The organism is Paeniglutamicibacter sp. ZC-3 (assembly GCF_025847175.2).
GTDB classification, from domain to species: domain Bacteria; phylum Actinomycetota; class Actinomycetes; order Actinomycetales; family Micrococcaceae; genus Paeniglutamicibacter; species Paeniglutamicibacter sulfureus.
The window spans coordinates 91,618-114,298 of sequence record NZ_JAOYTG010000008.1 but is presented as its reverse complement, the minus strand read 5'-3'; the positions used below and the strand labels follow the sequence as shown (position 1 = coordinate 114,298).

The 22,681-nt window shown below is 67.2% G+C and carries 21 protein-coding genes; 10 read left to right on the top strand and 11 right to left on the bottom strand.

The window, feature by feature from the left end; translation table 11 throughout:
• Positions 1-45 precede the first annotated feature (45 nt).
• The 5 genes from OIU93_RS10645 to OIU93_RS10625 all read right to left on the bottom strand — a co-directional run bounded on the left by OIU93_RS10645 (position 46) and on the right by OIU93_RS10625 (position 5,019).
• Positions 46-804: an ABC transporter ATP-binding protein gene (locus tag OIU93_RS10645; protein ID WP_264270049.1), complete on the bottom strand. Its 759-nt coding sequence runs from the start codon at positions 802-804 to the stop codon at positions 46-48.
• Positions 801-1,856, bottom strand: coding sequence for an iron chelate uptake ABC transporter family permease subunit (locus OIU93_RS10640; protein WP_264270048.1), 1,056 nt, complete (start codon positions 1,854-1,856; stop codon positions 801-803). The genes OIU93_RS10645 and OIU93_RS10640 overlap by 4 nt, the downstream gene beginning before the upstream one ends.
• The gene (locus tag OIU93_RS10635; RefSeq protein WP_264270047.1) at positions 1,849-2,889 is read right to left on the bottom strand and encodes an ABC transporter permease; all 1,041 of its coding nucleotides are present in this window, start codon (positions 2,887-2,889) and stop codon (positions 1,849-1,851) included. Before OIU93_RS10635 ends, OIU93_RS10640 begins: the two co-directional genes overlap by 8 nt.
• 28 nt (positions 2,890-2,917) lie before the next feature.
• Positions 2,918-3,862 (bottom strand): siderophore ABC transporter substrate-binding protein, encoded by a 945-nt coding sequence (locus OIU93_RS10630; protein ID WP_264270046.1) that lies wholly within the window; start codon positions 3,860-3,862, stop codon positions 2,918-2,920.
• Positions 3,863-4,218: 356 nt separating this feature from the next.
• Positions 4,219-5,019: an SDR family oxidoreductase gene (locus OIU93_RS10625; RefSeq protein WP_264270045.1), complete on the bottom strand. Its 801-nt coding sequence runs from the start codon at positions 5,017-5,019 to the stop codon at positions 4,219-4,221.
• Between the two features lie 230 nt (positions 5,020-5,249).
• Here OIU93_RS10625 and OIU93_RS10620 point away from each other — a divergent pair, with 230 nt between their 5' ends.
• Entirely contained in the window at positions 5,250-6,296 is a 1,047-nt protein-coding gene (locus tag OIU93_RS10620) for an ABC transporter substrate-binding protein (protein ID WP_264270044.1), read from the top strand.
• 57 nt (positions 6,297-6,353) lie between these two features.
• Here OIU93_RS10620 and OIU93_RS10615 read toward each other — a convergent pair whose 3' ends face one another.
• Positions 6,354-7,148: an MBL fold metallo-hydrolase gene (locus OIU93_RS10615; RefSeq protein WP_264270043.1), complete on the bottom strand. Its 795-nt coding sequence runs from the start codon at positions 7,146-7,148 to the stop codon at positions 6,354-6,356.
• A 56-nt stretch (positions 7,149-7,204) separates the two neighbouring features.
• On the opposite strand from OIU93_RS10615, the gene OIU93_RS10610 reads away from it, so the two are divergent.
• The 3 genes from OIU93_RS10610 to OIU93_RS10600 are packed head-to-tail and all read left to right on the top strand — an operon-like array spanning position 7,205 to position 11,420.
• The gene (locus OIU93_RS10610; RefSeq protein WP_264270042.1) at positions 7,205-8,263 is read left to right on the top strand and encodes an iron ABC transporter permease; all 1,059 of its coding nucleotides are present in this window, start codon (positions 7,205-7,207) and stop codon (positions 8,261-8,263) included.
• On the top strand, positions 8,260-9,444 hold the full coding sequence (locus OIU93_RS10605) for an iron chelate uptake ABC transporter family permease subunit (RefSeq protein ID WP_264270041.1): 1,185 nt from the start codon (positions 8,260-8,262) through the stop codon (positions 9,442-9,444). Before OIU93_RS10610 ends, OIU93_RS10605 begins: the two co-directional genes overlap by 4 nt.
• 8 nt (positions 9,445-9,452) lie before the next feature.
• Entirely contained in the window at positions 9,453-11,420 is a 1,968-nt protein-coding gene (locus tag OIU93_RS10600) for an SIP domain-containing protein (protein ID WP_264270040.1), read from the top strand.
• 22 nt (positions 11,421-11,442) lie between these two features.
• On the opposite strand, the gene OIU93_RS10595 is transcribed toward OIU93_RS10600, so the two are convergent.
• Positions 11,443-11,910, bottom strand: coding sequence for a MarR family winged helix-turn-helix transcriptional regulator (locus tag OIU93_RS10595; RefSeq protein ID WP_264270039.1), 468 nt, complete (start codon positions 11,908-11,910; stop codon positions 11,443-11,445).
• 107 nt (positions 11,911-12,017) lie between these two features.
• Between OIU93_RS10595 and OIU93_RS10590 the strand changes: the two genes are divergently transcribed.
• Positions 12,018-13,946: an ABC transporter ATP-binding protein gene (locus OIU93_RS10590; RefSeq protein ID WP_264270038.1), complete on the top strand. Its 1,929-nt coding sequence runs from the start codon at positions 12,018-12,020 to the stop codon at positions 13,944-13,946.
• 122 nt (positions 13,947-14,068) lie between these two features.
• Here the strand turns inward: OIU93_RS10590 and OIU93_RS10585 are convergent, their stop codons facing one another.
• Both OIU93_RS10585 and OIU93_RS10580 read right to left on the bottom strand, forming a co-directional pair.
• On the bottom strand, positions 14,069-14,347 hold the full coding sequence (locus tag OIU93_RS10585; protein ID WP_264270037.1) for an HPr family phosphocarrier protein: 279 nt from the start codon (positions 14,345-14,347) through the stop codon (positions 14,069-14,071).
• Positions 14,348-14,428: 81 nt separating this feature from the next.
• Positions 14,429-16,114, bottom strand: a complete 1,686-nt coding sequence (locus OIU93_RS10580; protein ID WP_264270036.1) for a putative PEP-binding protein — start codon at positions 16,112-16,114, stop codon at positions 14,429-14,431.
• Positions 16,115-16,247: 133 nt separating this feature from the next.
• Here OIU93_RS10580 and OIU93_RS10575 point away from each other — a divergent pair, with 133 nt between their 5' ends.
• Both OIU93_RS10575 and OIU93_RS10570 read left to right on the top strand, forming a co-directional pair.
• Positions 16,248-16,970, top strand: a complete 723-nt coding sequence (locus tag OIU93_RS10575) for a TetR/AcrR family transcriptional regulator (protein WP_264270035.1) — start codon at positions 16,248-16,250, stop codon at positions 16,968-16,970.
• Between the two features lie 62 nt (positions 16,971-17,032).
• Complete coding sequence (locus OIU93_RS10570; protein ID WP_372342910.1) at positions 17,033-17,560, top strand: PTS sugar transporter subunit IIA; 528 nt, start codon at positions 17,033-17,035, stop codon at positions 17,558-17,560.
• A 209-nt stretch (positions 17,561-17,769) separates the two neighbouring features.
• Here the strand turns inward: OIU93_RS10570 and OIU93_RS10565 are convergent, their stop codons facing one another.
• Positions 17,770-19,461 carry an HNH endonuclease signature motif containing protein gene (locus OIU93_RS10565; protein ID WP_264270034.1) on the bottom strand — a complete coding sequence of 564 codons (1,692 nt, stop codon included), beginning with the start codon at positions 19,459-19,461 and terminating at the stop codon, positions 17,770-17,772.
• Between the two features lie 212 nt (positions 19,462-19,673).
• On the opposite strand from OIU93_RS10565, the gene OIU93_RS10560 reads away from it, so the two are divergent.
• Positions 19,674-20,123, top strand: a complete 450-nt coding sequence (locus OIU93_RS10560) for a cytidine deaminase (RefSeq protein ID WP_264270033.1) — start codon at positions 19,674-19,676, stop codon at positions 20,121-20,123.
• A gap of 48 nt (positions 20,124-20,171) precedes the next feature.
• Here OIU93_RS10560 and OIU93_RS10555 read toward each other — a convergent pair whose 3' ends face one another.
• Positions 20,172-20,639, bottom strand: coding sequence for a MarR family winged helix-turn-helix transcriptional regulator (locus tag OIU93_RS10555; protein WP_264270032.1), 468 nt, complete (start codon positions 20,637-20,639; stop codon positions 20,172-20,174).
• Positions 20,640-20,767: 128 nt separating this feature from the next.
• On the opposite strand from OIU93_RS10555, the gene OIU93_RS10550 reads away from it, so the two are divergent.
• Together OIU93_RS10550 and OIU93_RS10545 are read left to right on the top strand one after the other, a co-directional pair.
• The gene (locus OIU93_RS10550) at positions 20,768-21,343 is read left to right on the top strand and encodes an NADPH-dependent FMN reductase (RefSeq protein ID WP_264270031.1); all 576 of its coding nucleotides are present in this window, start codon (positions 20,768-20,770) and stop codon (positions 21,341-21,343) included.
• Between the two features lie 219 nt (positions 21,344-21,562).
• Entirely contained in the window at positions 21,563-22,675 is a 1,113-nt protein-coding gene (locus OIU93_RS10545) for a glutathione S-transferase family protein (protein WP_264270030.1), read from the top strand.
• Positions 22,676-22,681 lie beyond the last annotated feature (6 nt).

Here is a 22,681-nt window from a genome sequence, read left to right as displayed (position 1 = left end):
CATCCACCCCTGACGAGTTACCCCGCCGCATGGCGGCGCAGGTGATCAGGCGAAGTACACGCCGATCCGGTTGCCGTCGATCTCCTCGATGCGGATGTCGATGTCGTACACGTCGCGCAACACGTCCCCGGTCATGATCTCCGCCGGGGTTCCCTGGTGCACCAGCACGCCCTCGCGCATCGCCAGGATCGTGTCCGAGTAGCAGGAGGCGAAGTTGATGTCGTGGATGACGATGACCACCGTCTTGCCCAGTTCGTCGGCCAGCCGGCGGATCATGCGCATCATCTCCACCGAGTGCTTCATGTCCAGGTTGTTCAGCGGCTCGTCGAGCAGCAGGTAGTCGGTGTCCTGGGCCAGCACCATGGCGATGTAGGCGCGCTGGCGCTGCCCGCCGGAGAGCTCGTCCAGGAACCTGTCGGCCAGCGGAGTCAGGTCCAACTGCTCCATGGCCTCGAGGATGTGCTTTTCGTCCTGCGCGGTGGGGTGGCCCCCGGAGTGCGGGAAACGGCCGAAGCCCACCAGGTCCCGCACGCGCAGGCGCATGGTGATGTGGTTTTCCTGGCGCAGGATCGCCATCGACTTGGCCAATTGCTTGCTGGGCGTGCGCCCGATGTCCAGGCCGGCGATGGACACCGATCCGTTGTCCATCGGGATCAGCCGCGAAATCAGCGAGAGCAGCGTGGATTTTCCCGCTCCGTTGGGCCCGATGATGGAGGTGACCCCGCCGGCGGGGATGGTGGTGCTCACCGCGTCCACCACGGTGGTCCCGGAATAGGACTTGGTCACCGAATCAATGCAAATCACTTCAGGGAACCCTTCAGGAGCAGGTAGAGGAACAGCAGGCCGCCGGCGAACTCGATGATCACGCTCAGGGCCGTGGCGAAGCCGAAGACGCGCTCCAGCACCAGCTGGCCGCCGATCAGCGTGATGGCACCTAGCAGGCAGACGATGGGAATCAGGGCGGCGTGGGAAAACTTGCGCACCATCTGGTAGGCGAGGGAGACCACCAGCAGCCCGAAGAAGGTCACCGGACCCACCAGCGCGGTGGAGACCGCGACCAGGATCGAACAGAGCACCAGCACCAGGGTGACGATGCGCCGGTGGTCCACGCCCAGGTTGACGGCCGTGTCGCGTCCCAGCGCCAGCACGTCGAAGGTCTTGCGAAGCTTCCACACCACCGCGGCGACCAGCACCACGACGACGGCGGAGATTCCCAGCAGCAGCGGCTCGACCTGGTTGAAGGAGGCGAAGAACAGATCCTGCAGCACGATGTATTCGCTCGGTTCCATCAACCGCTGCAGCAGCGAGGAGAATCCGCGGAAGAGCGTGCCGATGACGATGCCCACCAGCAGCATGAGGTGCAGCGAGCCGGTGCCGCCGGTGAAGAGCCAGCGGTAGAGCAGCGCGGAGAAGACAACCATCAGTGCCACCTCGACCCCGAACTTCAGCGACGGGGCGGCGGTGAGCAGCGTGGAGGAGCCCAAGGCGAAGACCAGCCCGGTCTGGATCAGGATGTACAGCGCGTCGAAGCCCATGATCGAGGGGGTCAGGATGCGGTTGGCCGTCACGGTCTGGAACATCAGCGTTGACAGGCCCACCGCGACCGCGACCACCAGCATGGCCCCGACGCGGATGCCCCGGCGGGTCAACGCGTAGGAGAGGTTCCCGCGCAGGTCGATGGTCATGAACGCGGCGATGCAGCCCAGGGTGATGACAGCCAGCACGATGACCAGCGTTCGCGGGGACATGCCTCTGGGGGACAGCGCACCGAGCGTGAAGCCGGTGCGGCCGCGGCGCGGGGATGGATTCGGGCCCCCGGAGGCGGGAGCCGGTGCGGCGGAAAGGGTCTTAGGCATTGCGTTTCCTGGTTCTCAGCAGCAGGGCCAGGAAGATGGTGGCGCCGAGCACGCTCATCACCATGCCCACGGGGACCTCGTAGGGGAAGCGGATGGTGCGGCCGATGATGTCGCACACCAGCACGAAGCCCGCGCCGAAAAGCGCGGTCCAGGGCACTGCCCGGCGCAGGTTGTCGCCGAAGAGCAGTGAGACGATGTTCGGCACGATCAGCCCGAGGAACGGGACGGCGCCCACGGTGGTGACCACCACGGCGGAGATCAGCGAGACCAGCACCATCCCCAGGCGCATGACCGCTTTGTAGTTCATCCCCAGGTTGGTGGTGAAGTCGGCGCCCAGGCCAGCGACGGTAAACCTGTCCGCGGCCAGGTAGCCGGCAAGGGTGAGCGCCGCTACGAGCCACAAGAGCTCGTAGCGGCCGCGCAGCACCCCGGAGAAGTCCCCGATCATCCAGTTGCTCAACGTCTGGAGCAGGTCGTACTTGTAGGCGAAGAAAGTTGTCACGGAGCCGATGACCCCGCCGAGCATGATGCCGACGATGGGCACCAGCAGGGTGTTGCGGGCCGGCAGCCGGCCCAGCACCGCCAGGAAGAGCGCGGTGCCGCCGAGGGCAAACACGCCTGCCACGCCCATCTTCAACATGATGGGGGCGGCGGGCAGCACGACGGTAACCACCAGGATGCCCAAGGTCGCCGATTCCACGGTGCCCACTGTGGAGGGCTCGACGAACCGGTTGCGCACCATCAGCTGCATGATCAGGCCAGCCACCGCCACCGCGGTTCCGGCCAGCACAACGGCCAGGGTGCGCGGCACGCGGGAGATCCACAACAGGTCCCAGGCTTCCGCGTTCCCGGCCAGCAGCTGCGGCAGGGAGACTTCGGAGACCCCGACGAACAAGCTCACGACCGCCAGCAGCAGGACAGCGACGGTGCCCAGAACCAGCCACGCTGTTTCAGAGGGTTTTTTGGAACGCCGAACGGCCACCGCGGGAACTTGCTCCGCGGCGGCCGTTCGGCTCAATACTGGTGCGCTCATGATGTGGAAGGCGTCGTCGAGGCGGTGCCTACAGGGCCGAAGCGACCTCGTCGATCATCTTCGCGGTGTTGTCCAGGCCGTAGCCAATCATGTACCAGGCGTTGGAGTCCAGGCCCACGATCTTGTCGTTCTTGGCGGCGTTGGTCGAGGCGACCAGCTCGTTGTCCAGCACGGCCTTGGCGGCCTCGCCCGAGGTTCCCATGGCCGAATCGCGGTCAATCACGTAAAGGGTGTCGGGGTTGTTGGTCTTCAGGAACTCGAAGGAGATCGACTCGCCGTGTGAGCCCTCCGACTTGATGTCGGCAACCGTGGACACGCCCAGGACGTCGTGGATCAGGCCGAAGCGCGAGCCGGCTCCGTAGGCGGTCAGTTCGCCGCCGGAAGTCATGATGATCAGGCCCTTGCCCGCGTTGGCGCTCTTGGCCTTGGTGTCGGCGATCTTGGTGTCGAGCGCCGCGAGCTTCTCATCGACCTTGGTTTCGACGTCGAAGATCGTCCCGATCTTTCCGGCCTGCTCCTTGAAGGAATCCAGCGGCTTGGTGGCGTCCACGGTCAGGTCGACGGTGGGGGCAATCTTGGAAAGTTCCTCGTAGGAGGCGGCGGTGCGGCCGGTGATGATGATCAGGTCCGGGTTGCCGTTGGAGATGGCCTCGAAGTCGGGTTCCTTCATGGAACCGATCTTGGTGACGGCGGCGTCGTTGTACTTGGCCAGCGATTCCGGGTACTTGGTTTCCGGGACACCGTCGGCCTCGAGGCCGAGCGCCGTCATGGAGTCAAGTACGCCCAGATCGAAGGTGTAAACGGTTTCCGGGTTGACCGGAACTTCCGTGGTGCCCTGTGCATGGGTGATGCTGACGGTCTTGCCGTCGGCGGCCGCGGCATCGGCCTCGGTGGATCCGCCGCAAGCGGTCAGTGCAAGCAGGGATGCGCCGGCGGCGAGCGCGCCGAGAACGACGCGAACAGGGGTCTTCACGATGTTTAACTCCGATGATGGGGCTGCTGATCGAGGTACCCGGCAATTAGCGAACTACCTCGTTGCGTAAATGAACTTGGTTGAAACGCTATAGATAAGGCATGCCTATGAGCAAACCGGACAACCGCCATGGGTTGTTGTCGCGGGCCGTCCGGAAGGCAAGGGTTGCCTAATGTCCACCGCGAAGACGGGAAAAATGCGCACTTTTCGGTACCGAAAGTAATCTCCGTCATATTGCGTTATACGTCTCGAAAGTGACGTGGGCATGGACCGAGTGCCGGGCGCAATGGCGCGCCGGAAGTCGTATTGCTCCGATTCGCGGGATGTCTGGCCGGCGGCCCGAATGACAGGCCTCGTCAGCGTCCGCGCCGGGCCAGGCGCTCCACCAGGGCGTCGGGCGCGATCCGTGCCAAGCCGGCGCCGATCTTGTAGCGCTTTGAGGGGATCGATATCGATTTTCCTGCTTCGCTGTCGCCCAGGGCCCGGCGTACCACGTCCGGTGCGTTCAGCCAGCCCCATGCTGGAATCCTGGACTTGTCGACACCCATGCGGTCGTGGAATTCAGTGCGCACGAAGCCGGGGCACGAGGCGGTGACGGAGATGCCGCGCTCGGCATAGAAGACGTTGGCCCACCTGCTGAAGTTCACCATCATGGCCTTCGCTGCCGAGTAGCTCCCGCGCGGAGTGAAGGCAGCAACCGAGGCAACATTGATGATCCGGCCGCCGCCGCGGGTGCCCATGGCGTCGATCGCCGCATGCATCAGGACCAGCGGCGTCTGGGTGTGGATGCGCAAGTGAGCTAGTTCTTCGCCGAGGTCGTTGTCGGCAAAGTTCCCGCGCAATCCGAACCCTGCGTTGTTGACCAGTAGTGATACGGGGCTTGATTCCAATGCGAGGCGGGCGGCAACTGCCGCAGTCCCCTCGTCCGTCACCAGGTCCGCGGCCAGTACTTCCACGTGGACGGCAAACTGTGCGTGCAGTCGTGCTGCCACCTCATCCAGACGGGTTTTGTCGCGGGCCACGATGACCAGGTCGTGGCCTTGCGCGGCGAGCTGCGTGCAGAACTCGGCACCGAGTCCCGCCGTGGCCCCGGTGACCAAGGCCGTGCCCCGGCTGCGATGAGGATTCCTGGGTTCCGGCGGCAATGTTCCATTCATAAAGTGAGCCTAGTCACCAAAGGTTGGGTTGACGTGCGAAATGACGGGAAATTGTCCCCCTGCGTCGTGACTCGTTATGACCAATTAGGGCCGAGTCGTGTTGCGTATTAGGTTTTAGTGAGGTTAGCCTTACTCGGCGGGCCATTGTGAATTGGCTCATCACCGGACCTGCCAATCAAGCTCTGACTCCCTCGTTTTCACCGCTGAATCGCAAAGGATTCCACACTCACATGAAGTTCACTCGACGCGCCGGCCTCATCGCCGCAGCCACAACCGCCCTTGCCTTGACCCTCAGTGCCTGCGGCGGGTCCGCCGACAGCGCCCCGGCGAGCAGCACCGCTGCTGCAAGCGACGCATTCCCGGTCAGCATCAAGCACATCTACGGCACCACCGAAATCACCGAGAAGCCCGAACGCGTGGCCACGGTTTCCTGGGTCAATGCCGATGCGGTGCTGGCATTGGGTGTTGTTCCGGTGGCAATGGCCGAGGACACCTGGGGCAACAACAAGCAGGGCTCGACCGACTGGAAGGATGCCAAGCTCGCCGAGCTCGGCGCCTCCATCGGAAGCGAGAAGGCGCCTGTGCAGTACTCGGAGGCCGACGGCGTGAACTTCACGGCCCTGGCCGAGGCGCAGCCCGACCTGATTGTGGCCGGCTACTCGGGTCTGACGAAGGACGAGTACGAGAAGCTTTCGAAGATCGCGCCGGTCATCGGTCCGGTTGCACCGAACTACACCGCCGGCTGGCAGGACGTGACCACCGCAGTTGGCCAGGCCCTGGGCAAGGACGCCGAGGCCAAGGACGTCATCACCGGCGTCGAGGGCAAGATCACCGCGGCCGCCGAGGCGAACCCGGTCTTCAAGGACACCACGTTCATCGCCGGAAACCTGGAACCTTCCGACAACACCATCAGCCTCTACGCCACGGGGGATTCCCGCCCGCGATTCCTGACCGCACTGGGCATGACCCAGGCCGAGATCGTCGACGAGAACGTCAAGGACGGCGAGTTCTTCCTGCCGTGGGCCGCCGAGCGTGCCAACGAGCTCGAGGCCGATCTGTTCTTCACCTGGGCCGACGAGGCCACGGGCACCGACGCCATCGTCAAGAACAAGCTCTTCTCCCAGATCCCCGCCGTGGACAAGGGCGGACTGGTGGCCGCGGCCAACGACATGGAGGTGCTCGCCATCTCGGCAGCATCCCCGCTGTCGGTGCCATACGCCATCGACAAGGTCGTCCCGGTGTTCGCCGCGGGCGCCCAGGCAGCCGCAGGCAAGTAGCCTGCACACCCCCCACCCACGCACCGGCACCGAACAGGCGGGAACCCACACTCAATGTCAGGAAGCTTCGGACTCCTTGAGGTAGTGCAATTGCGCTGCCACCGAGATCTCGGCCGCCCGGCGCACCAGGGGATCCACGTCCGCGTAGACCGCCTCGGTGACCTGGGCGATGGTGGGCTCCTGGCCGGAACGGCTCCGGATCTGCGCCAGCGCGGCGCGGATCTGGGCCAGTCGTTCGTGCCGGTGCGCGCGGTACTCGCGCACGATCCCGTGCAGCGACTCCAGCACCGGGCCGTGCGCGGGCAGCACCAACGCATCGGGTCCCGCCTCCAGCTTGTCCAGCGAGGACAGGTAGTCGCCCAGCGTGCCGTCGGGAGCATCGAGGATGGTGGTGCCGCGGCCCAGGATGGTGTCGCCCGTGAGCATCGAGCCGTTGGCCCCGTCGTCGGGCAACAGGAAGCACAGAGAGTCGGAGGTGTGTCCCGGGGTTTCCAGGACCCGCAGCCGCAGGCCGGCCGCATGGATTTCCTCCCCGTCCAAAAGCACCTCGCCCCCGCGGCAATGCTCGGGCAGGGCGGCGCGCACGGGAGCGCCAGTGAGCCGGTGCAGCGTGTCGATGCCCTCGGTGTGGTCAGGGTGCCGGTGCGTGATGAGGATCAGTTCGACGGATTCGGCGGCCAGCGCCGCCAGGTGCCCGGCGTCGTCGGGACCCGGGTCCACGATCACCGCGTGTTCGGATCCCTCCGCGCGCAACACATAGGAATTGGTGCCTTCCAGCGACATGGGGCCGGGATTCGGCGCCAGGCGGAAGGCTGCCTGGCCGGAGGCCACGGTGGGTTGCTGCATGCTCATGGCCCCCAGTCTAGGGCCACCGCGCTTCGCCCCGTCCGAGCTCTGGCGGCAAAGCGATGAGTGCATCCGTTGACACCGCGAACCCCTCGGCAGCTTCCACCCGGACCGGGCGCGGGGAATCGCCCCTGCGCGCCCCGGCGATCGGCCTGGGGTTGCTGGCGGTCCTGGTGCTGGCTGTCTTCCTCTCCCTGCTCATCGGCGCACGCCCCCTCGCCCCCTCCACCGTCTTCGATGCCCTGGCCAACCTGGATCCCGCCAACGGGGACCACGCGGTCATCGCCTCGCGCATCCCGCGCACCGTCGCCGGGCTGCTGATCGGCGCCGCACTGGGGCTGGCCGGGGCCGGGATGCAGGGCATCACCCGCAACCCGCTGGCCGACCCCGGCATCCTGGGCGTCAACGCCGGTGCCGCGCTGGCAGTGGTGCTGGGCATCCACTTCTTCGCCGTGTCCACATTGCACGGCTACATTCTTTTCGCGTTCGTCGGTGCCTCGGGTGCCTCGCTGTTGGTGTACCTGGTGGCCTCGCTGGGTCGCGACGGCGCCACGGGGCTGAAGCTCGCCCTGGCCGGTGCGGCCATGGCGGCCGGCCTCGGATCCTTGACCAACGCCGTGCTGATGGTCGGCCAGGAGGCCCTGGACCGCTTCAGGTTCTGGCAGGTCGGCACGCTCGGTGCCAGGGAAGTGCCCGAGATGCTGTCGGTCGCGCCGTTCCTGGCGCTCGGCGCCGTCGCGGTGCTGACCGGTGCCAGGCTGTTCAATGCGCTGGCCCTGGGCGACGACTCCGCGGTGGGGCTCGGGTTCCGCGTGGGCCGCGGCCGCGCCCTTTCCGCCGCGGGGGTGGTGCTGCTGTGCGGCGCCGCCACCGCACTGGCCGGGCCCATAGGCTTCGTCGGGCTGATCGTGCCCCATGCCGTCCGCGTGCTGGCCGGCGGGGACTACCGCTGGCTGCTGCCGCTGTCCATGATTGCCGGCCCGGTGCTGTTGCTGCTTGCCGACGTGGTGGGCCGGGTCATCGCCCCGCCGGCGGAAATCCAGGTCGGGGTCATGACAGCGGTGCTGGGTGCGCCGCTCTTCCTCTGGTTGCTGCGCCGCGGAAAGAAGGTCACGCTGTGAGTCGCCAGATGATCGCCGGAACCGGCCGCACCGCCGGCCCCGCGCCTGCGCCGGACCCCGCGGTGGAACCCGACGAGGTTGCGCCCGCAGCTGCCGTTCCCGCTCCCGCGCCCGTCTCCGGAGCGATCCCGAAGCCCCGGCGAGGGCCCCGCTTCCCGCCGGAAACCGGTGGTGTGCGCCGGCCGCGCGGCAAGCGCCGCCCGGGACCGGTGGCACGCGTGAACCTGCTGGCCTCGGCCGGCATCTTGGTGGCCGTCGTGCTGAACCTGGTGGCAGGGCGCCACCCCTTCGCCGTGGCCGAGCTGTTGTCCGCGCTGTCCGGGGAACGGGTCCCCGGAGTCTCGTTCATGCTCTGGGAGGACCGGTTGCCACAGGCAGCCGTTGGGATCCTGGCCGGGGCCGCGTTTGGCGCCTCCGGAGCCATCTTCCAGCGCATGCTGCGGAACCCTTTGGCCAGTCCCGATGTCATCGGTGTCGGCTACGGGGCGTCCGCCGCCGCGGTGGCGGGGATGTTGTTCTTCGGCGCCCAGGGAATCGGGCTCTCGCTCATTGCCTGCGCCGGCGCCTTGGCCGTCGCCCTGCTGATCTACGCCATCGCCGACTCCGGCAAGCACACCGGGGCGCGGCTGATCCTGGCAGGGATCGCGGTGGCCGCGATGCTGCAGGGAATCATCCAGTACCTGCTCACCCGCACCGACGTGCGCACGGCGGGCGACGCACTGCGCTGGCTGACCGGCTCGCTGTCGGCCAGCACCTGGGAGCGGGCGGGAATGCTGGCCGCCGCGCTGGCGATCCTCTTGCCGCTGCTGGTGCCGGCCGCCGCGAAGCTGCGGATCCTTGAATTGGGCGACGACACCGCCGCCGGGCTGGGACTTCACGTGCGGGGCACCCGGCTGGGGCTGATCCTGCTCGGGGTCGGACTCACGGCGGTGGCCACCGCCGTGACCGGCCCGCTGGCCTTCGTCTCCTTCCTGGCCGGGCCGCTGGCCCTGCGCCTGTGCAAAGGTCGCAGCCACCTGGGGTCCGCCGCGCTCGTGGGAGCGCTGCTGGTCACCGCGGCGACGTTCATCGCCACCAATATCCTGCACGACATACAATTGCCAGTCGGCGTCGTCACCGGCGCACTGGGAGCACCATTCCTGATCTGGGTCTTGGTGCGCGCCAACAAGGAAGGAAGCTGAGAGCACGCATGGCACTTCTCGAAGCACAGGACCTCACACTCGCCTACGATTCGGTGAGCATCGTCGACGAGCTCTCGTTGGAGCTGCCCAAGGGCGAGGTGACGATCATCGTGGGCGCCAACGGCTGCGGAAAATCCACGCTGCTGCGCGGGCTCTCCCGGCTGCTGAAGCCCGCCGGGGGACAGGTGCTGCTGGACGGGGAGGACATCCACTCCCGCCCGGCCCGCGAGGTTGCCAAGATGCTGGGGCTGCTGCCCCAAACCCCCACGGCACCCGACGGGATCACGGTGCGCGAACTGATCGGCCGCGGCCGCTACCCGCACCAGGGCTGGTTCAAGCGCTTCTCCGCCCAGGACGAGGCGGCGGTGGACCGCGCCATGAACCTCACCGGCACCACGGACCTGGCCGAACGCCCCATCGACGAGCTCTCCGGCGGGCAGCGCCAGCGCGTCTGGATCGCCATGGCCCTGGCCCAGGAAACCGAGCTGCTGCTGCTCGACGAGCCGACCACCTACCTGGACGTGGCGCACCAGCTGGAGGTGCTCGACGTGATCTCCGAGCTCAACCGCTCCCGCGGCACCACCGTGGTGATCGTGCTGCACGACCTCAACCTCGCCGCCCGCTACGCCGACCACCTGGTGGCGCTGAAGCACGGCAAGATCGTCGCTGCCGGGCACCCGGCGGCGGTGGTCACCGAGGACATGGTCAAGAACGTCTTCGGCATGCCGTGCCGGGTCATCCCGGACCCGGTGGCCGGAACCCCGCTGGTGCTGCCGATCGGCCGGCACCGGGTGCTGCGCGCCGAGTCGGTGCTGGCCTCCAAGGGCATCTACCGCACGCAGAATCCCGATGCCGGGCTCGAGGCGGGTTCCGTGGCCTCCGTTCCCGCACTTGACCCGTCACCGGCAACCGGCATCGACGATCCGGCAGGGTCGGGGACCGAGGCATCTCAGGCGGCACGCGCCGACGGGCTGCAGCGCGCCGAGGAAATCAGCGAAATGCTGGCCTTCTCCAGCCGGGTCCTGGCCACCCACGAGCTCAGCGACAACTACCGCCGGATCACCCTCTCCGGCGCCGACCTTGCGCACTTCGGTGCCGGGGACGTCCCGCTGGATCTGCGCATCAAGCTCATGATCCCGCCGACGCCCCAGCCGGGTGCCGCGGCCCCGGAAACGGCCGGCCACTTCGATTCCCTGCGCCCGGGTGCCTGGCTCAACGCCGAGGACGCCGGCGGCTGGTACCGCCGCTGGCTGGCGCTGCCGGCCGAAACGCGGGGCGACATGCGCACCTACACCGTGCGGGCGCTGCGCGCCGCCGGGCATCGGGACAACCGCGGGGAGCATGCGGAAATCGACATCGACTTCGTGCTGCACCTGCGCACCGAGGGCGGCAAGCTGGTCGGCGGACCCGCCACCGTGTGGGCCGCCCAGGCTCAGGTCGGCGACGGCATGCTCCTGCTGGGCCCCAACGCAGGGTTGTGCGACGAAAACTACGGCGGCATAGAATTCCGCCGCGGGGCAGCCAAGCGCATTCTGCTGGCAGGGGACGAGACCGCGGCCCCGGCCATCTGCTCCATCCTCGAGGCGCTGCCGGCCGGCGTCACCGGACATGCGCTGATCGAGGTCCCCGATACCGGCGACATCCAGGGATCCTCGACCCGTTCGGGCGTGTCCGTGCAGTGGCTGCCGCGCGGATCCCACCCGCACGGCGAGCTGCTGGCCGCCGCGGTGCGCGACATCGTGGCGATTCCCGCCGCGGGTGCCGTGATGACCGGGGCCGACCCCGAGGACGTCGACGTGGACGAGCAGATCCTGTGGGAGACCGCCACGGTTTCCACCCAGCCGTTCTATGCCTGGCTGGCCGGGGAGGCGGGCGTGATCAAGGAGATGCGCCGCTACCTGGTGCGCGATGCCGGCATGGACCGCAAGCAGGTGGCCTTCATGGGCTACTGGCGCCGCGGCAAGTCCGAGGGCTAGCCGCGGCGTCGGGTCCCGGTTCCTAACGCCCTGGGGTGCCGGAGAGCTTCTCCAGGATCCGGGCGAGCTCCGCGCGTTCCTGGGCATCGAGGCGACCGAAATACTCCTCGGTGTGCAGGCGCCTTGCTGCCCGCACGCGCTCGCTCAGTCCCATCCCTTCCTCGGTCAGGCTCACCAGCGTGGCACGGCGGTCCAGCGGGTCCGGGCGCCGGATCACCAGCTGCTTGGCCTCCAACTGGTCGATGACCTCGGTGGCCGAACGCGGGGCGATGCGCAGGCGCTCGGCGATCTCCTTCAGCCGCATGCCCGCCCCGGAGGCAGGGTCGGAGGAATTGCCGTGCTGGGCCAGGGACCGCATGGCGCGGGACTGGTGCGGGGTCAGCTCGAACGGGGCCAGCCTGGCCGACCAGGTCTGGCGCAGTGAGCGCCAGGCGCGGTGGAAAAGCTCGGACAGGTCCCCGGGAGGTGCGGAATTGCTGCTGAATGGCATGCCCCCAGACTACAACAAATTTGACCTGTAACCGCATAGTGAGGTAACCTCAACGATGACGGGGTGCCAATCACGCACCCCCACGACCACCACGAAAGGTGGTGCACATGTCGGAATCGAGACTCTCTTCCGGCGCGGCCCGTTCGGGCCCCTCCGCCAACAAGCAGCACGGCCCGTCCGACCCCGGCCGCGGGGGAGGACCCGGCGGCCCCGTCGCCCGCCTGAACCCGGCCGACCTCAAGCAGGTCAGGCTCCATCCGGTGAAGCCCTCCCGGATCGCCGCCCTGTTCGCCCCGCACAAGCTCGCCATCGCCATCGTGGTGCTGCTGATCTCGGCGGCCTCGGTCATTGGGCTGGCCCAGCCGTTCCTGATCCGCGCCATCATCGACGACGCGCTGCCGCAGCAAAACACCGTACTGCTCGCCTGGCTTGCCGGCGGGCTGGTGGCCGTCGCCGCGGCGACCGCCGCCATCGGCGTGGTGCAGACCTGGATGGCCACCAAGATGGGCCAGAAGGTCATGCACACCCTGAGGACCAGGCTCTTCACGCACCTGCAGGCCCAGTCGCTGGGATTCTTCACCCGCACCCGCGGCGGGGAGGTGCAGTCGCGGCTGACCAACGACATTGCCGGAATGCAGTCGGTCGTCACCTCCACTGCCACCGCGGTGGCCTCCAACCTGACCACCGCGGTGGCCACCGCCATCGCGATGGCGGCTCTCTCCTGGCGGATGAGCCTGCTCTCGCTCATCGTGCTGCCCCCGGCCATCTGGCTTTCGCGCAAGGTGGCGCTGATGCGGCGGGACATCACCACCGCGCGCCAGCAGGAACTGGCGGGCATGTACACGCAGATCGAGGAGGGGCTCTCGGTCTCCGGCATCCGGCTGGCCAAGACCCTGGGCACCACTGGGCGCGACGTGGCCCGCTTCTCCGCTTCCTCGCACCGCCTGGTCGACTTGGAGCTGCGCAGCCAGCTTGCCGGTCGCTGGCGCATGGCCACCATGGGCATCGTCTTCGCGGCGATTCCCGCCCTCATCTACCTTGCGGCCGGATTCCCTGCGACCAGTGGCGGGATGACCATCGGCACGCTGGTCGCGTTCACGGCGCTGCAGGGCGCGATTTTCAGGCCCATCATGGGGCTGCTGAACGTCGGGGTCCAGTGGGTCACCGCGATGGCGCTGTTCAGCCGCATCTTCGAATACCTGGACATGGACCCGGAGCTCAAGGCGCCGAAAAACCCCGCGCGGGTCGATCCGGACCAGGCGGCAGGGCGGGTGCGCTTCGAGGGCGTCGGCTTTGCCTACGGGGACGGACCCGCGGTGCTGCGCGGGATCGACCTGGAACTGGCCCCCGGCACCGCCACCGCGATCGTCGGACCCACCGGTTCGGGCAAGTCCACGCTCGGTGCCCTGCTGCCACGGCTGCATGACCCCGGCAGCGGGAGGATCACCATCGACGGCGTCGACGTGCGCGAGATGGCCCCGGAGACCCTGGCGCGCATCGTGGGCGTGGTCTCCCAGGAGACCTACCTCATCCATGCCTCGATCCGCGAGAACCTGTTGTTGGCCGACCCGGACGCCGACGACGCGACACTGTGGAAGGCGCTGGCCGGCGCGCAGATCGCCGACCTCGTTGCCGGGTTGCCGGAGGGCCTTGGCACGCTGGTCGGCGCGCGCGGCCACCGCTTCTCCGGAGGCGAGCAGCAGCGCCTGGCCATCGCCCGCACCATCCTGCGCAATCCGCGGGTATTGGTGCTCGACGAGGCCACGAGCGCGCTGGACAACAACACCGAGGCGCTGGTGCAGGAGGCCCTTGACCGGCTGGCCGCCGGGCGCACCACGCTGATGATCGCCCACCGCCTCTCGACCGTGGAGAACGCCGACCAGCTGGCGGTGCTCGATGCCGGGGAGATCACCGAGCGCGGACGTCCGGCGGAATTGCGGGCATCGGGCGGCGCCTTTGCCCGGCTGCTGGCCGCGTCGGCCGCCTCTGCCACGTCGGCTGAGGCCGAGACAAGGGTGGCCGGCGCGAGCGTCTAGGAAGCGCGGCCAGGCGACAGGATTAAGCGCCGATGGCGTGGAGCGCGGCAATCAATGCGCGTTCCACGCCATCGGCGTTGGTTCTTGGGCGAGGGGGGTCCAGGCTGTGCCCGGGGCCCGGGCTAGAGGGCGTCCAGGTCCGTTTCCAGCAGTGCCACCAGGGAATCCAATGCCGCGTCGGCGCCGTCGCCGGTTGCGCGCAGCACCACTTCGTCGCCCTTGGCCGCGCCCAGCGTCATCAGCGAGAGAATGCTCGAGGCGTCCATGGCTTCGTCCTCCGGCGAGTCCTTGGCAGCGATGGTGACCTCGATGTCGAGGGCTCCGGCGGCCTCGGCGAACAGGGCTGCGGGGCGGGCATGCAGGCCGGAGGCGCTGGCGATGGTGGCAAGACGCTCGGACATGTTGGGAGTTCTCCTGTTTTGCGAGGCGGTGTGTGAAGCGGACGGGGCAGGAAAAATCCTATGGTGCGGCAGGGGAGCGGGCTACAGGCCCAGCTCGGTGAGCTCCGGCAATTGTTCGCGCACCGCGGCGCGTGCGGCCTCGGCGCTCGGGGCGGCCAGGGCCAGCCGCGCCAATTCGCCGGCGCGCTGGAGGGTGACGGTCTTGAGCACAGCGGCAACCGAGGCCAGCGACCTCGGGGACATCGAGAGCGTCGAGATGCCCAGGCCGATGAGCACCACTGCCAGCGCCGGGTCCGCCGCTGCCTCGCCGCAGACGCCGACGGGCTTGTTGTTGCCCTCGGCCCGGGAGCCGGCGACGGTCACATCGATCAGCCGAAGCACCGCCGGCTGCCACGGGTTGTTCAGTGCGGCGAGCGGGCCCAGTTGCCGGTCCGCTGCCATGGTGTATTGCGTCAGGTCGTTGGTGCCCAGGGAGGCGAAGGAGACCGTGGAAAGAATGGCTTCTGCGCTGAGCGCGGCCGAGGGAACCTCGACCATCACCCCGGGGGTTGCCAGTCCGGCCGCGGCGCACATGGCGGCGAAGTCCGCTGCCTCGGAAGGCGTGGAAACCATCGGTGCCATGACCCACACCTCGGCGCCGGAAGCGGCAGCCGCGGTGGCGACGGCGGAGAGCTGGCGGGCCAGCACGCCGGGGGAGGTGGTATCGGTGCGGTAGCCGCGAACACCCAGTGCGGGGTTGGGCTCGGAAGCGTCGGTGAGGAACGGCAGCGGCTTGTCGGCGCCGGCGTCCAGCGTGCGCACCACGACCTTCTTGCCCACGAACGCGTCGAAGACGGCCTTGTATTCGGCAACCTGTTCCTCGATGGAGGGCTCGGTGTCGCGGCCCAGGAAGCAGAATTCGGTGCGCAGCAGGCCCACGCCCTGGGCACCGGCCGCCGCTGCCTTCACGGCGTCCTTGCCGCCGCCGACATTCGCCAGCAACGGGACCAGGTGCCCGTCGGCCATCACGCCGTTGCCGTCGAAGACCGAGAGTAGCGCAGCGTTCTTCAGCCATGTGGCGACCGCCTGGCGTTCGGTATCGCCGGGTTCGGTGGAAATCGTTCCGGCGGCACCGTCGACGAAGACCTCGGTTCCCGTTTCCAGGGCATCGAGTCCCGGTGCGGCTACCACCGCGGTCAGGCCCAGGTCGCGGGCGATGATGGCGGTGTGCGACTGCGGTCCTCCGCCGGTGGTCAGCAGGGCGATGACCTTCGCCGGGTCCAGGGTGGCGGTGTCGGCGGGAGCGAGGTCCTCGGCCACGAGGATGAAGGGGGTCGGGGAGTCCGGGATGCCCGGGGCGGGGACCCCGCGCAATTCGGCGACGATGCGGGCGCGCACGTCCAGCACGTCGGTGGCGCGTTCGGCCATGTAGCCGCCGAGGGTGATGAGCATCTGGGCGACGGTTTCGCCGGATTCCCAGATGCTGCGTTCGGCGGAAAGCCCACTGTTGATCATCTTGTTCGCGCCCTTGAGCAGCATCGAGTCAGTGGCCATCAAGGCGGTGGCCTCGAGCACGGCCTTGGCCTCGGGGCTGGCGCCGGTTGCTCGGGTGCGCAATTCGGATTGCACGCGCACGGCGGCGTCCTTGAGTGCGGCGATGGCCTGGTCGGCGGACATCAGCCCATCGAGCGGATCCCCCGTGGGAGGTTCGGTGAGCGCCGGGGGCATGTGGCGGATGGTTCCGATGACGCGTCCGGGCGTGACGCCGACTCCTGCGAAGTTCAGCACTTGGGTTCCTCGATCCGGTGGGTTGCTCTGGGGTCCGATGCGCGCGGCAGCCGTCGATCACTCCAGGATTCGAGCATGGGCGTAGGTGTGATCCCCTTCATATAGCAATGCTATAGGTGATACGGTAGCAGTCATGAGTCTTGACTTCCAGCTTCCGCCAAGAGAGAGGTTGCTGCAGGCCGCCGTCGAGCTTTTGGCGAATTCTGACGGTGCAGCGGTTTCGACCCGGAAAATCACCGAGCTGGCCGGGGTGACGGCGCCGACCCTGTACCACCACTTCGGGGACAAGGAAGGATTGTTCGACGCGGTCGTTGCCGTGGGCTTTGAACAATATTTTGCCCGGGAAATTGGCCGCGCCAACACCGAAAAGCCGCTCGACGACGTGCGGCGCATGTGGGACCAGCACGTGCGCTTCGGCATCGAGCAGCCCCACCTGTATCTGGTGATGTTCGGCAATGTGCGGCCCGGGAGCCGCTCCAACCGGGTCGCCGAGGCCGAGGCCTTGCTGCGTGAAAAGCTCGATCGGGCCGCGAAGGCAGGGTACCTGAACGTGGCGCCGGCCGATGCGGTGCGCAGCATCCTGGCGGCGAACATCGGGGTCACCTTGATGCTCATCGCCGAGCCCGCGGCCGAGCGGAACTTCGAGCTCTCCGACATGACCCGCGATGCCGTCATCACCGCCGTGTCATCGGATGCGGGCATTGCCGACTCCGCAACGCCGGTGGAGACCTCCTCCGTCGTGGTGGCTGCCATCGCCCTGAATGCCGCCCTCGAGTCCTCGAACCCGCAGCAGCTCTCGAACACGGAGATGAAGATGTTCCTGGAATGGCTGCATCGCATCTCCGAGACCTCGTAGGCATCCAGGCGTCCCAACATTCTTTTCCTGCGGCGCTGCAGGACAACTGATTAGGAAAAACCATGGCCACTCACTCAGAACCCGCCGCGCATGTCGACCAGCCGGTTCCTCCCACTGCCGTGAAAGCCGCGCACGAATCCGTTGGCACGGCACGAACGAAGGTCCTGGTCCTCGACAGCATCGTGCTCGCCGGCACCGCACACTCGCGCGACGGTGCCATCGACGAGGCCGGGGACCTGTTGGTTGGCCGCGGCTCCGTGAACGCGCAGTACGTGGCCTCGATGCATTCCCGTGAAGCCTCGGTGTCCACCTACATGGGCAACTTCCTGGCCATCCCGCACGGCACCAACGAAGCCAAGGGGCACATCGCCAGCACGACGGTGTCGATCATCCGCTATCCGGAGGGCATCGACTGGAATGGCCAGGAAGTCAGGTTCGTGGTGGGCATCGCCGCGGTGAAAAACGATCACCTCGCCATCCTGTCCTCGGTGGCCAGGGTCTTTACCGACCGGGAACTGGTCTCACGGCTGGAAAAGGCCGTCACCCCCGAGGAGATCCTCCACATTTTTGGCAAGGTCAACGCATCCTAAGGGGTGGCGCGTTCGGGTCGGCGACAGGGGAGCCGATGGTCCGTCACCACGTTGCCCGGGGTCGTTTGCCTGTCGGCCGGTGCCCGTGCCCGGTAAGGGCCGGTGGCGAGTTTCTAGTCGTTTGCGCACCTAATCGCTGAATCTACCGGAATACCTGTACCGAGGTGCCGCCCGCACGCTGACTGCGGACGACAAGGCTCTTGGGAGTTTCAGAACAGCGTGGCTTCGGGGCGCTGCCAGAATGCATTGCGGCGAGGCAGCTGTTCGGGGTCTAGGTGCTTGGGCAGGACGACATGCGGCAGGCCGTTGTGTATCAGCAGGGTGAGAAGCCCATTGTCGGCCATATGGTGGTGGCGGCTGCAACCTCCGGTCATGCTGGTGACGCTGGTGTGGCCGCCCTGGGCGTATCCGTCGATGTGGCACATTTCAAGGAGCTCCGGCGGAACGGTGCAACCGGGGTAGAAGCATCCTCCGTCGCGGGCAAGGATGGCGCGCCGTATGTAGTCGGGTGCCAGGCGCATTTCCTGACCGAGATCGAGGATTTCACTTTGGCCGCCCAAGACCATGGGGATGACACCGTCTGTGGCCAGCCGTCTTCGGACCTCGCCGACGGGGATTTCCAGGCCGTGGGCGCTCCAGCCGGCGCCCTTGGCCAGACCGAGCAGGGTCTCGAGCCGGCAGTGAATGACCAATTGCGCGGTGGGCAGCCCGGTGGTTCCCTTCCCCGGTGGCTTGTTCGGTGCCCGCATGAGGTTGAGGAGGGTCTGGAGATGCCGTTGGGGCGGCGTGAGACCATCGGGGCCCGGGACGGTGCTGTTGATCGGGTCGCCCGATCCGGGTGCAGGTGCCTCCAGAATATCGTTTTCCGCGCTGTCTGGGCGGGTGAACCAATCCGGGCCGTCCGCGGTTTCCGCTGCGTTGGCGGCCGTCGTGGCACCGTTTCCGTCGACAATTGCCCCGATGGCGGGGGTCATCCCGGTTGCTGCCGTTGCCATCGCCTCGCGATTTCCGGCCAGCGTTCGGGGATTGCCCGACGCCGCAAAATGCGAGTAGAAAACCTCGGCGTCCGCATTCAGCATGCAAATCGACATCCAGGTGTAATGCCGCGTGCGTTTGGTGACGAAAATTCCGGCCTTGGCCCGGATTTCGTCCGGTGAGGGTTCCTGATCGGTGGCATTGTCTAATTCGTCGGCCAGGGCGTTGAGCAGTCTGTTGGTGGCACCGGGGATTCCTGCGGCGACGGATTCGGCAACCTGTTCCTCAAGGCGCCCGGCCAAGCCGGGCATTTCCGGGTGGGCGGCCATGGGATGGGCGAGCTTGTCAAGCTTTCGGGCCGCGGCCGCGGTCGCGCCGACACGGGCGGTCCCGGCCTGGACCTGCTCGGCAAGCTTGGGATAGCGCGGGCCGCAGGTGTTGCCGTGGATGTCGGTGCGGGGCAGCAGGCTGTTGGCCGCGTGAAGACGGTCGCAGGCGGCAAAGTGGCTAAGTCCCAGGGCTCCCTGGAGAAATGCTGCGGTGTCCTTGAATGGCATCAGCCCCGTGGGCACGGTGGCCGGGTCGGCAAGAAGCGTGGTGCGGCCATGGACGAACGCGTCTGGGTGATCGGCAATCGCCCGCGCCTGTTCCAAATTCTGCTCCGGCAGGTCCTGGACCAGGGTGCGTTGGGCGGTGTGCGCCGCGCGAACCTGCGTGAACTCGGCCAGCCGGTGGGTGCGTTCGACCATGTGGGCGAAGAGTGCCGCCTGGGTGGGGGAAACGATCTCCGTGGACAGTTGGCCGGCGAGGTCGTCGGCGCGTCGGGACAGGGCATTGAGCAGGCGCAGCTTTTCCACCGGCGACACTGGGTGTCCCGGATCGCCACCGTCGCCGGTGAGTGCCTCAATGAGCTCCTGCGTATCCATGCCTCCCAGTGTGGACTCCCGTGGGCGCTGCGGGGCATGGGTGCGCGGGGATGTGGACAAGTCGGTGGCGCGGAAAGCGCCGGTGGACCGCCGGGCAGAGGTCCCCGATGCCCGGGCGGCGCGCTCGGGGCGGATGCACAAGGATGCCGCGCGACGCGGAACCTCGTCGCTTTCGAGGGCCGCGAACGCGTTTGCCGTGGCAGAATTGCCGCATGGACCCGAACCAAAAACTCGTTGAAGCCGCCATCGAACAGCTGCGGACCAGGTGGCCCGGGGCACGGGATTCGGTTGCGGCCGCCGCCGTGGTGCTCGAAGACGGAGAAATCCTGACCAGCGTCAGCTTCGACAATTTCAATGCGGCCGCGACCTTGTGCGCCGAGACGGGCGCGGTGGCACAGGCCTACACGCTGGGGAAACGGGTGGTGGCCTCGGCCTGCGTGACCGGCGGTACCGCGGAGGGAACCTACCAGGTCCTGGCGCCGTGCGGAATCTGCCAGGAGCGGCTTGCCGTGTGGGGACCCGAGGTCCTGGCCGCCGTTCCGGGTTCGGCAGGTGGGGCCGAGTGGGAAATGCGCTCTTTGCGTGAATTGAATCCGTACTACTGGGCCACGTCCTTCACCGCGCAGGGGCAGTGGCCCTCAACGGCCGAACACGGCGAATAAGTCTTTCGCCTCGATTCCCGCCGGCGGCGCGGCGGCGCCCCCAAGGGGTCACCAGAGTTCGCGCTCAACCGCCGCCGAGCGGATCTTTGAGAGCATCGTGCTGAATTGATCCTGCTCGTCCGCCGATAGCGAGTCGAAGAGCGTTTCCCGCACGAATGAAACGTGCCCCGGAGCGGCGCTGCGGATGGTGTCCCAGCCGGCGTCGGTCATTTTGATGTCCTGGCCGCGGCCATCGCTGCTCGAAGCGCAGCGCTCGATCAGGCCCTTGGCCTCCATGCGGCGCAGCAGGTGCGACACCCGCGAGCGATCCCATTCCAGGGCCGCTGCCAGATCGCCGGGACGCAAGGCCTCGGGAGCTGCCTGCGATACGGCGGCAAGAACTGAGTACTCGCCGCTGGACATGGCTGAATCACGGGCCAGCTGGCGATCCATGGCCCGGGGGTAGCCCCAGAGGAATTCGCGGAACTCCAGCCATAGCTGTTGTTCGTCTTCGTTGAGCCAACGGGGCTCGGGCATGGTGTGCCTCACACTTCGGAAAAATTAGTTGACACGTCAATCGTCTCGCGGCAGGATGGAAATATCAAGTTTTAGTTGATGTGTCAGCAAATAGTCGACGCGTCTCGCCCAGTCCAAGGAGATCAAGCATGACCAAGATTGCCATCGTCACCGGTTCAACCCGTCCCGGCCGCAACAACGCCGGCGTTGCACAGTGGGTACTGGAACAGGCCCAACTGCGAGGCGACGCCGACTACGAGCTCGTCGACATCGCGGATTTCAACCTGGCGCTCCTGGATGAAGCCTACCCGGCTGCGTACCAGAACTACCAGAACGATGCCACCAAGGCCTGGGCCGCAAAGATCGCCGAATTCGACGGCTACGTCTTCGTCACTCCCGAATACAACCACTCGGTTGCCCCTGCCCTGGCCAACGCGCTGTCCTACCTGAACGCCGAGTTCGCCAACAAGGCAGCCGGCATCGTCTCCTACGGCTCCGCCTTCGGCGTGCGCGCCGTTGAGCACCTGCGCGGCATCCTGTCCGAGCTTCAGGTTGCCCACGTGCAGAAGACCGGCATGTTCTCGCTCTTCACCGACTTCGAGAACTTCTCGGTGTTCAAGCCGACCGAGCAGCAGGCCGCCTCGCTGGCTCCGGTCCTGGACCAGCTGGTGCCGTGGACCGTTGCGTTGAAGTCGGTCCGCGACTCCGCCATGGTCTCCGCCTAAGGCCTGAATACCTAAGCCTCGAATGGCGGGTCCCGCGCACCATGGGGGGCGGGACCCGGCCTTCGATCCTCCGTCCGGACCCATCCTTGCCGCAGGTGCTGACAAGCACGTGTGCGCGGTCCGACGGCAACACGGCCTGCCCGGGATCTTTCCCTCCCGGGCAGGCCGACTTCTTTTTCCGAGATGGTGCATCCATGCACACGAAACTAGGGTTGGGTTATGAGCGAAGACAAGCACAGCACCGCCGGTGCATATGTGACGGGCGCGGAATTCACGCGCGACACCAACTACATCCAGGACCGGATCGTCGCCGATCCCGACGGGGTGCGCGCCTCCGGAGGGCCGACCGCGGGCAGTATTGGCAATGTGCACGCCGGTGTGGCCGAAGGCGCTGACCTGTGGCCCGTGGAGGCCGGCCGCTACCGGCTGGTGGCGGCACGTGCCTGCCCCTGGGCCAACCGCGCCATCATCGTCCGTCGCCTGTTGGGCCTGGAGGACGCGATCTCGCTGGGCACCCCCGGACCGGTGCACGATGTGCGCTCCTGGACCTTCGACCTCGATGAGGGCGGGGTGGACCCGGTGCTGGGCACTGAGCGCATCCAGGAAAACTACTTCAAGCGTTTTGCCGACTACCCGCGCGGCATCACGGTGCCGGCCATCGTCGACGTGCCCACCGGTGCCGTGGTGACCAACGACTACCCGCAGATCACCATGGACCTCTCCACCCAGTGGAAGGACTTCCACCGCGAAGGCGCCCCCGACCTGTTGCCGGAAGGGAAGATCGAAGAGATGATGCCGGTCATCAAGCGCATCTTCACCGAGGTCAACAACGGGGTCTACCGTTGCGGCTTCGCCGGAAGCCAGGAATCCTACGACGAGGCCTATGACCGGCTTTGGACTGCCATGGATTGGCTTGAGGAACGGCTGTCCACCCGCCGTTTCCTGATGGGGGACTCGATAACGGAGGCCGACGTTCGCCTGTTCACCACGCTGGTGCGCTTCGACCCGGTGTACCACGGGCACTTTAAGACCAACCGGAACAAGCTCACCGAGATGCCGAACCTCTGGGGCTACGCCCGCGAGCTCTTCCAGCTGCCCGGATTCGGCGACACCGTCGACTTCGACCAGATAAAGAAGCACTACTACGTGGTTCACGAGGACATCAACCCGACGCAGATCGTTCCGGGCGGCCCCGACCTGGAAAACTGGCTCGAGCCGCACGGCCGCGAGGCGCTTGGCGGAAACCCCTGGGGCACCGGCACCGCCCCGGATCCGGTCCGCGAATCCGAGAAGGTCACGGCAGGGCACAACCCCCTCTACCCGCTGGGCTGATCGCGC

Coding starts and splice junctions, on each gene's coding strand:
- OIU93_RS10640 (WP_264270048.1), bottom strand. CDS start 1,856: ATGCCTAAGACCCTTTCCGCCGCACCGGCTCCCGCCTCCGGGGGCCCG.
- OIU93_RS10635 (WP_264270047.1), bottom strand. CDS start 2,889: ATGAGCGCACCAGTATTGAGCCGAACGGCCGCCGCGGAGCAAGTTCCC.
- OIU93_RS10625 (WP_264270045.1), bottom strand. CDS start 5,019: ATGAATGGAACATTGCCGCCGGAACCCAGGAATCCTCATCGCAGCCGG.
- OIU93_RS10620 (WP_264270044.1), top strand. CDS start 5,250: ATGAAGTTCACTCGACGCGCCGGCCTCATCGCCGCAGCCACAACCGCC.
- OIU93_RS10615 (WP_264270043.1), bottom strand. CDS start 7,148: ATGAGCATGCAGCAACCCACCGTGGCCTCCGGCCAGGCAGCCTTCCGC.
- OIU93_RS10610 (WP_264270042.1), top strand. CDS start 7,205: ATGAGTGCATCCGTTGACACCGCGAACCCCTCGGCAGCTTCCACCCGG.
- OIU93_RS10600 (WP_264270040.1), top strand. CDS start 9,453: ATGGCACTTCTCGAAGCACAGGACCTCACACTCGCCTACGATTCGGTG.
- OIU93_RS10595 (WP_264270039.1), bottom strand. CDS start 11,910: ATGCCATTCAGCAGCAATTCCGCACCTCCCGGGGACCTGTCCGAGCTT.
- OIU93_RS10590 (WP_264270038.1), top strand. CDS start 12,018: ATGTCGGAATCGAGACTCTCTTCCGGCGCGGCCCGTTCGGGCCCCTCC.
- OIU93_RS10585 (WP_264270037.1), bottom strand. CDS start 14,347: ATGTCCGAGCGTCTTGCCACCATCGCCAGCGCCTCCGGCCTGCATGCC.
- OIU93_RS10575 (WP_264270035.1), top strand. CDS start 16,248: ATGAGTCTTGACTTCCAGCTTCCGCCAAGAGAGAGGTTGCTGCAGGCC.
- OIU93_RS10570 (WP_372342910.1), top strand. CDS start 17,033: ATGGCCACTCACTCAGAACCCGCCGCGCATGTCGACCAGCCGGTTCCT.
- OIU93_RS10565 (WP_264270034.1), bottom strand. CDS start 19,461: ATGGATACGCAGGAGCTCATTGAGGCACTCACCGGCGACGGTGGCGAT.
- OIU93_RS10560 (WP_264270033.1), top strand. CDS start 19,674: ATGGACCCGAACCAAAAACTCGTTGAAGCCGCCATCGAACAGCTGCGG.
- OIU93_RS10555 (WP_264270032.1), bottom strand. CDS start 20,639: ATGCCCGAGCCCCGTTGGCTCAACGAAGACGAACAACAGCTATGGCTG.
- OIU93_RS10550 (WP_264270031.1), top strand. CDS start 20,768: ATGACCAAGATTGCCATCGTCACCGGTTCAACCCGTCCCGGCCGCAAC.
- OIU93_RS10545 (WP_264270030.1), top strand. CDS start 21,563: ATGAGCGAAGACAAGCACAGCACCGCCGGTGCATATGTGACGGGCGCG.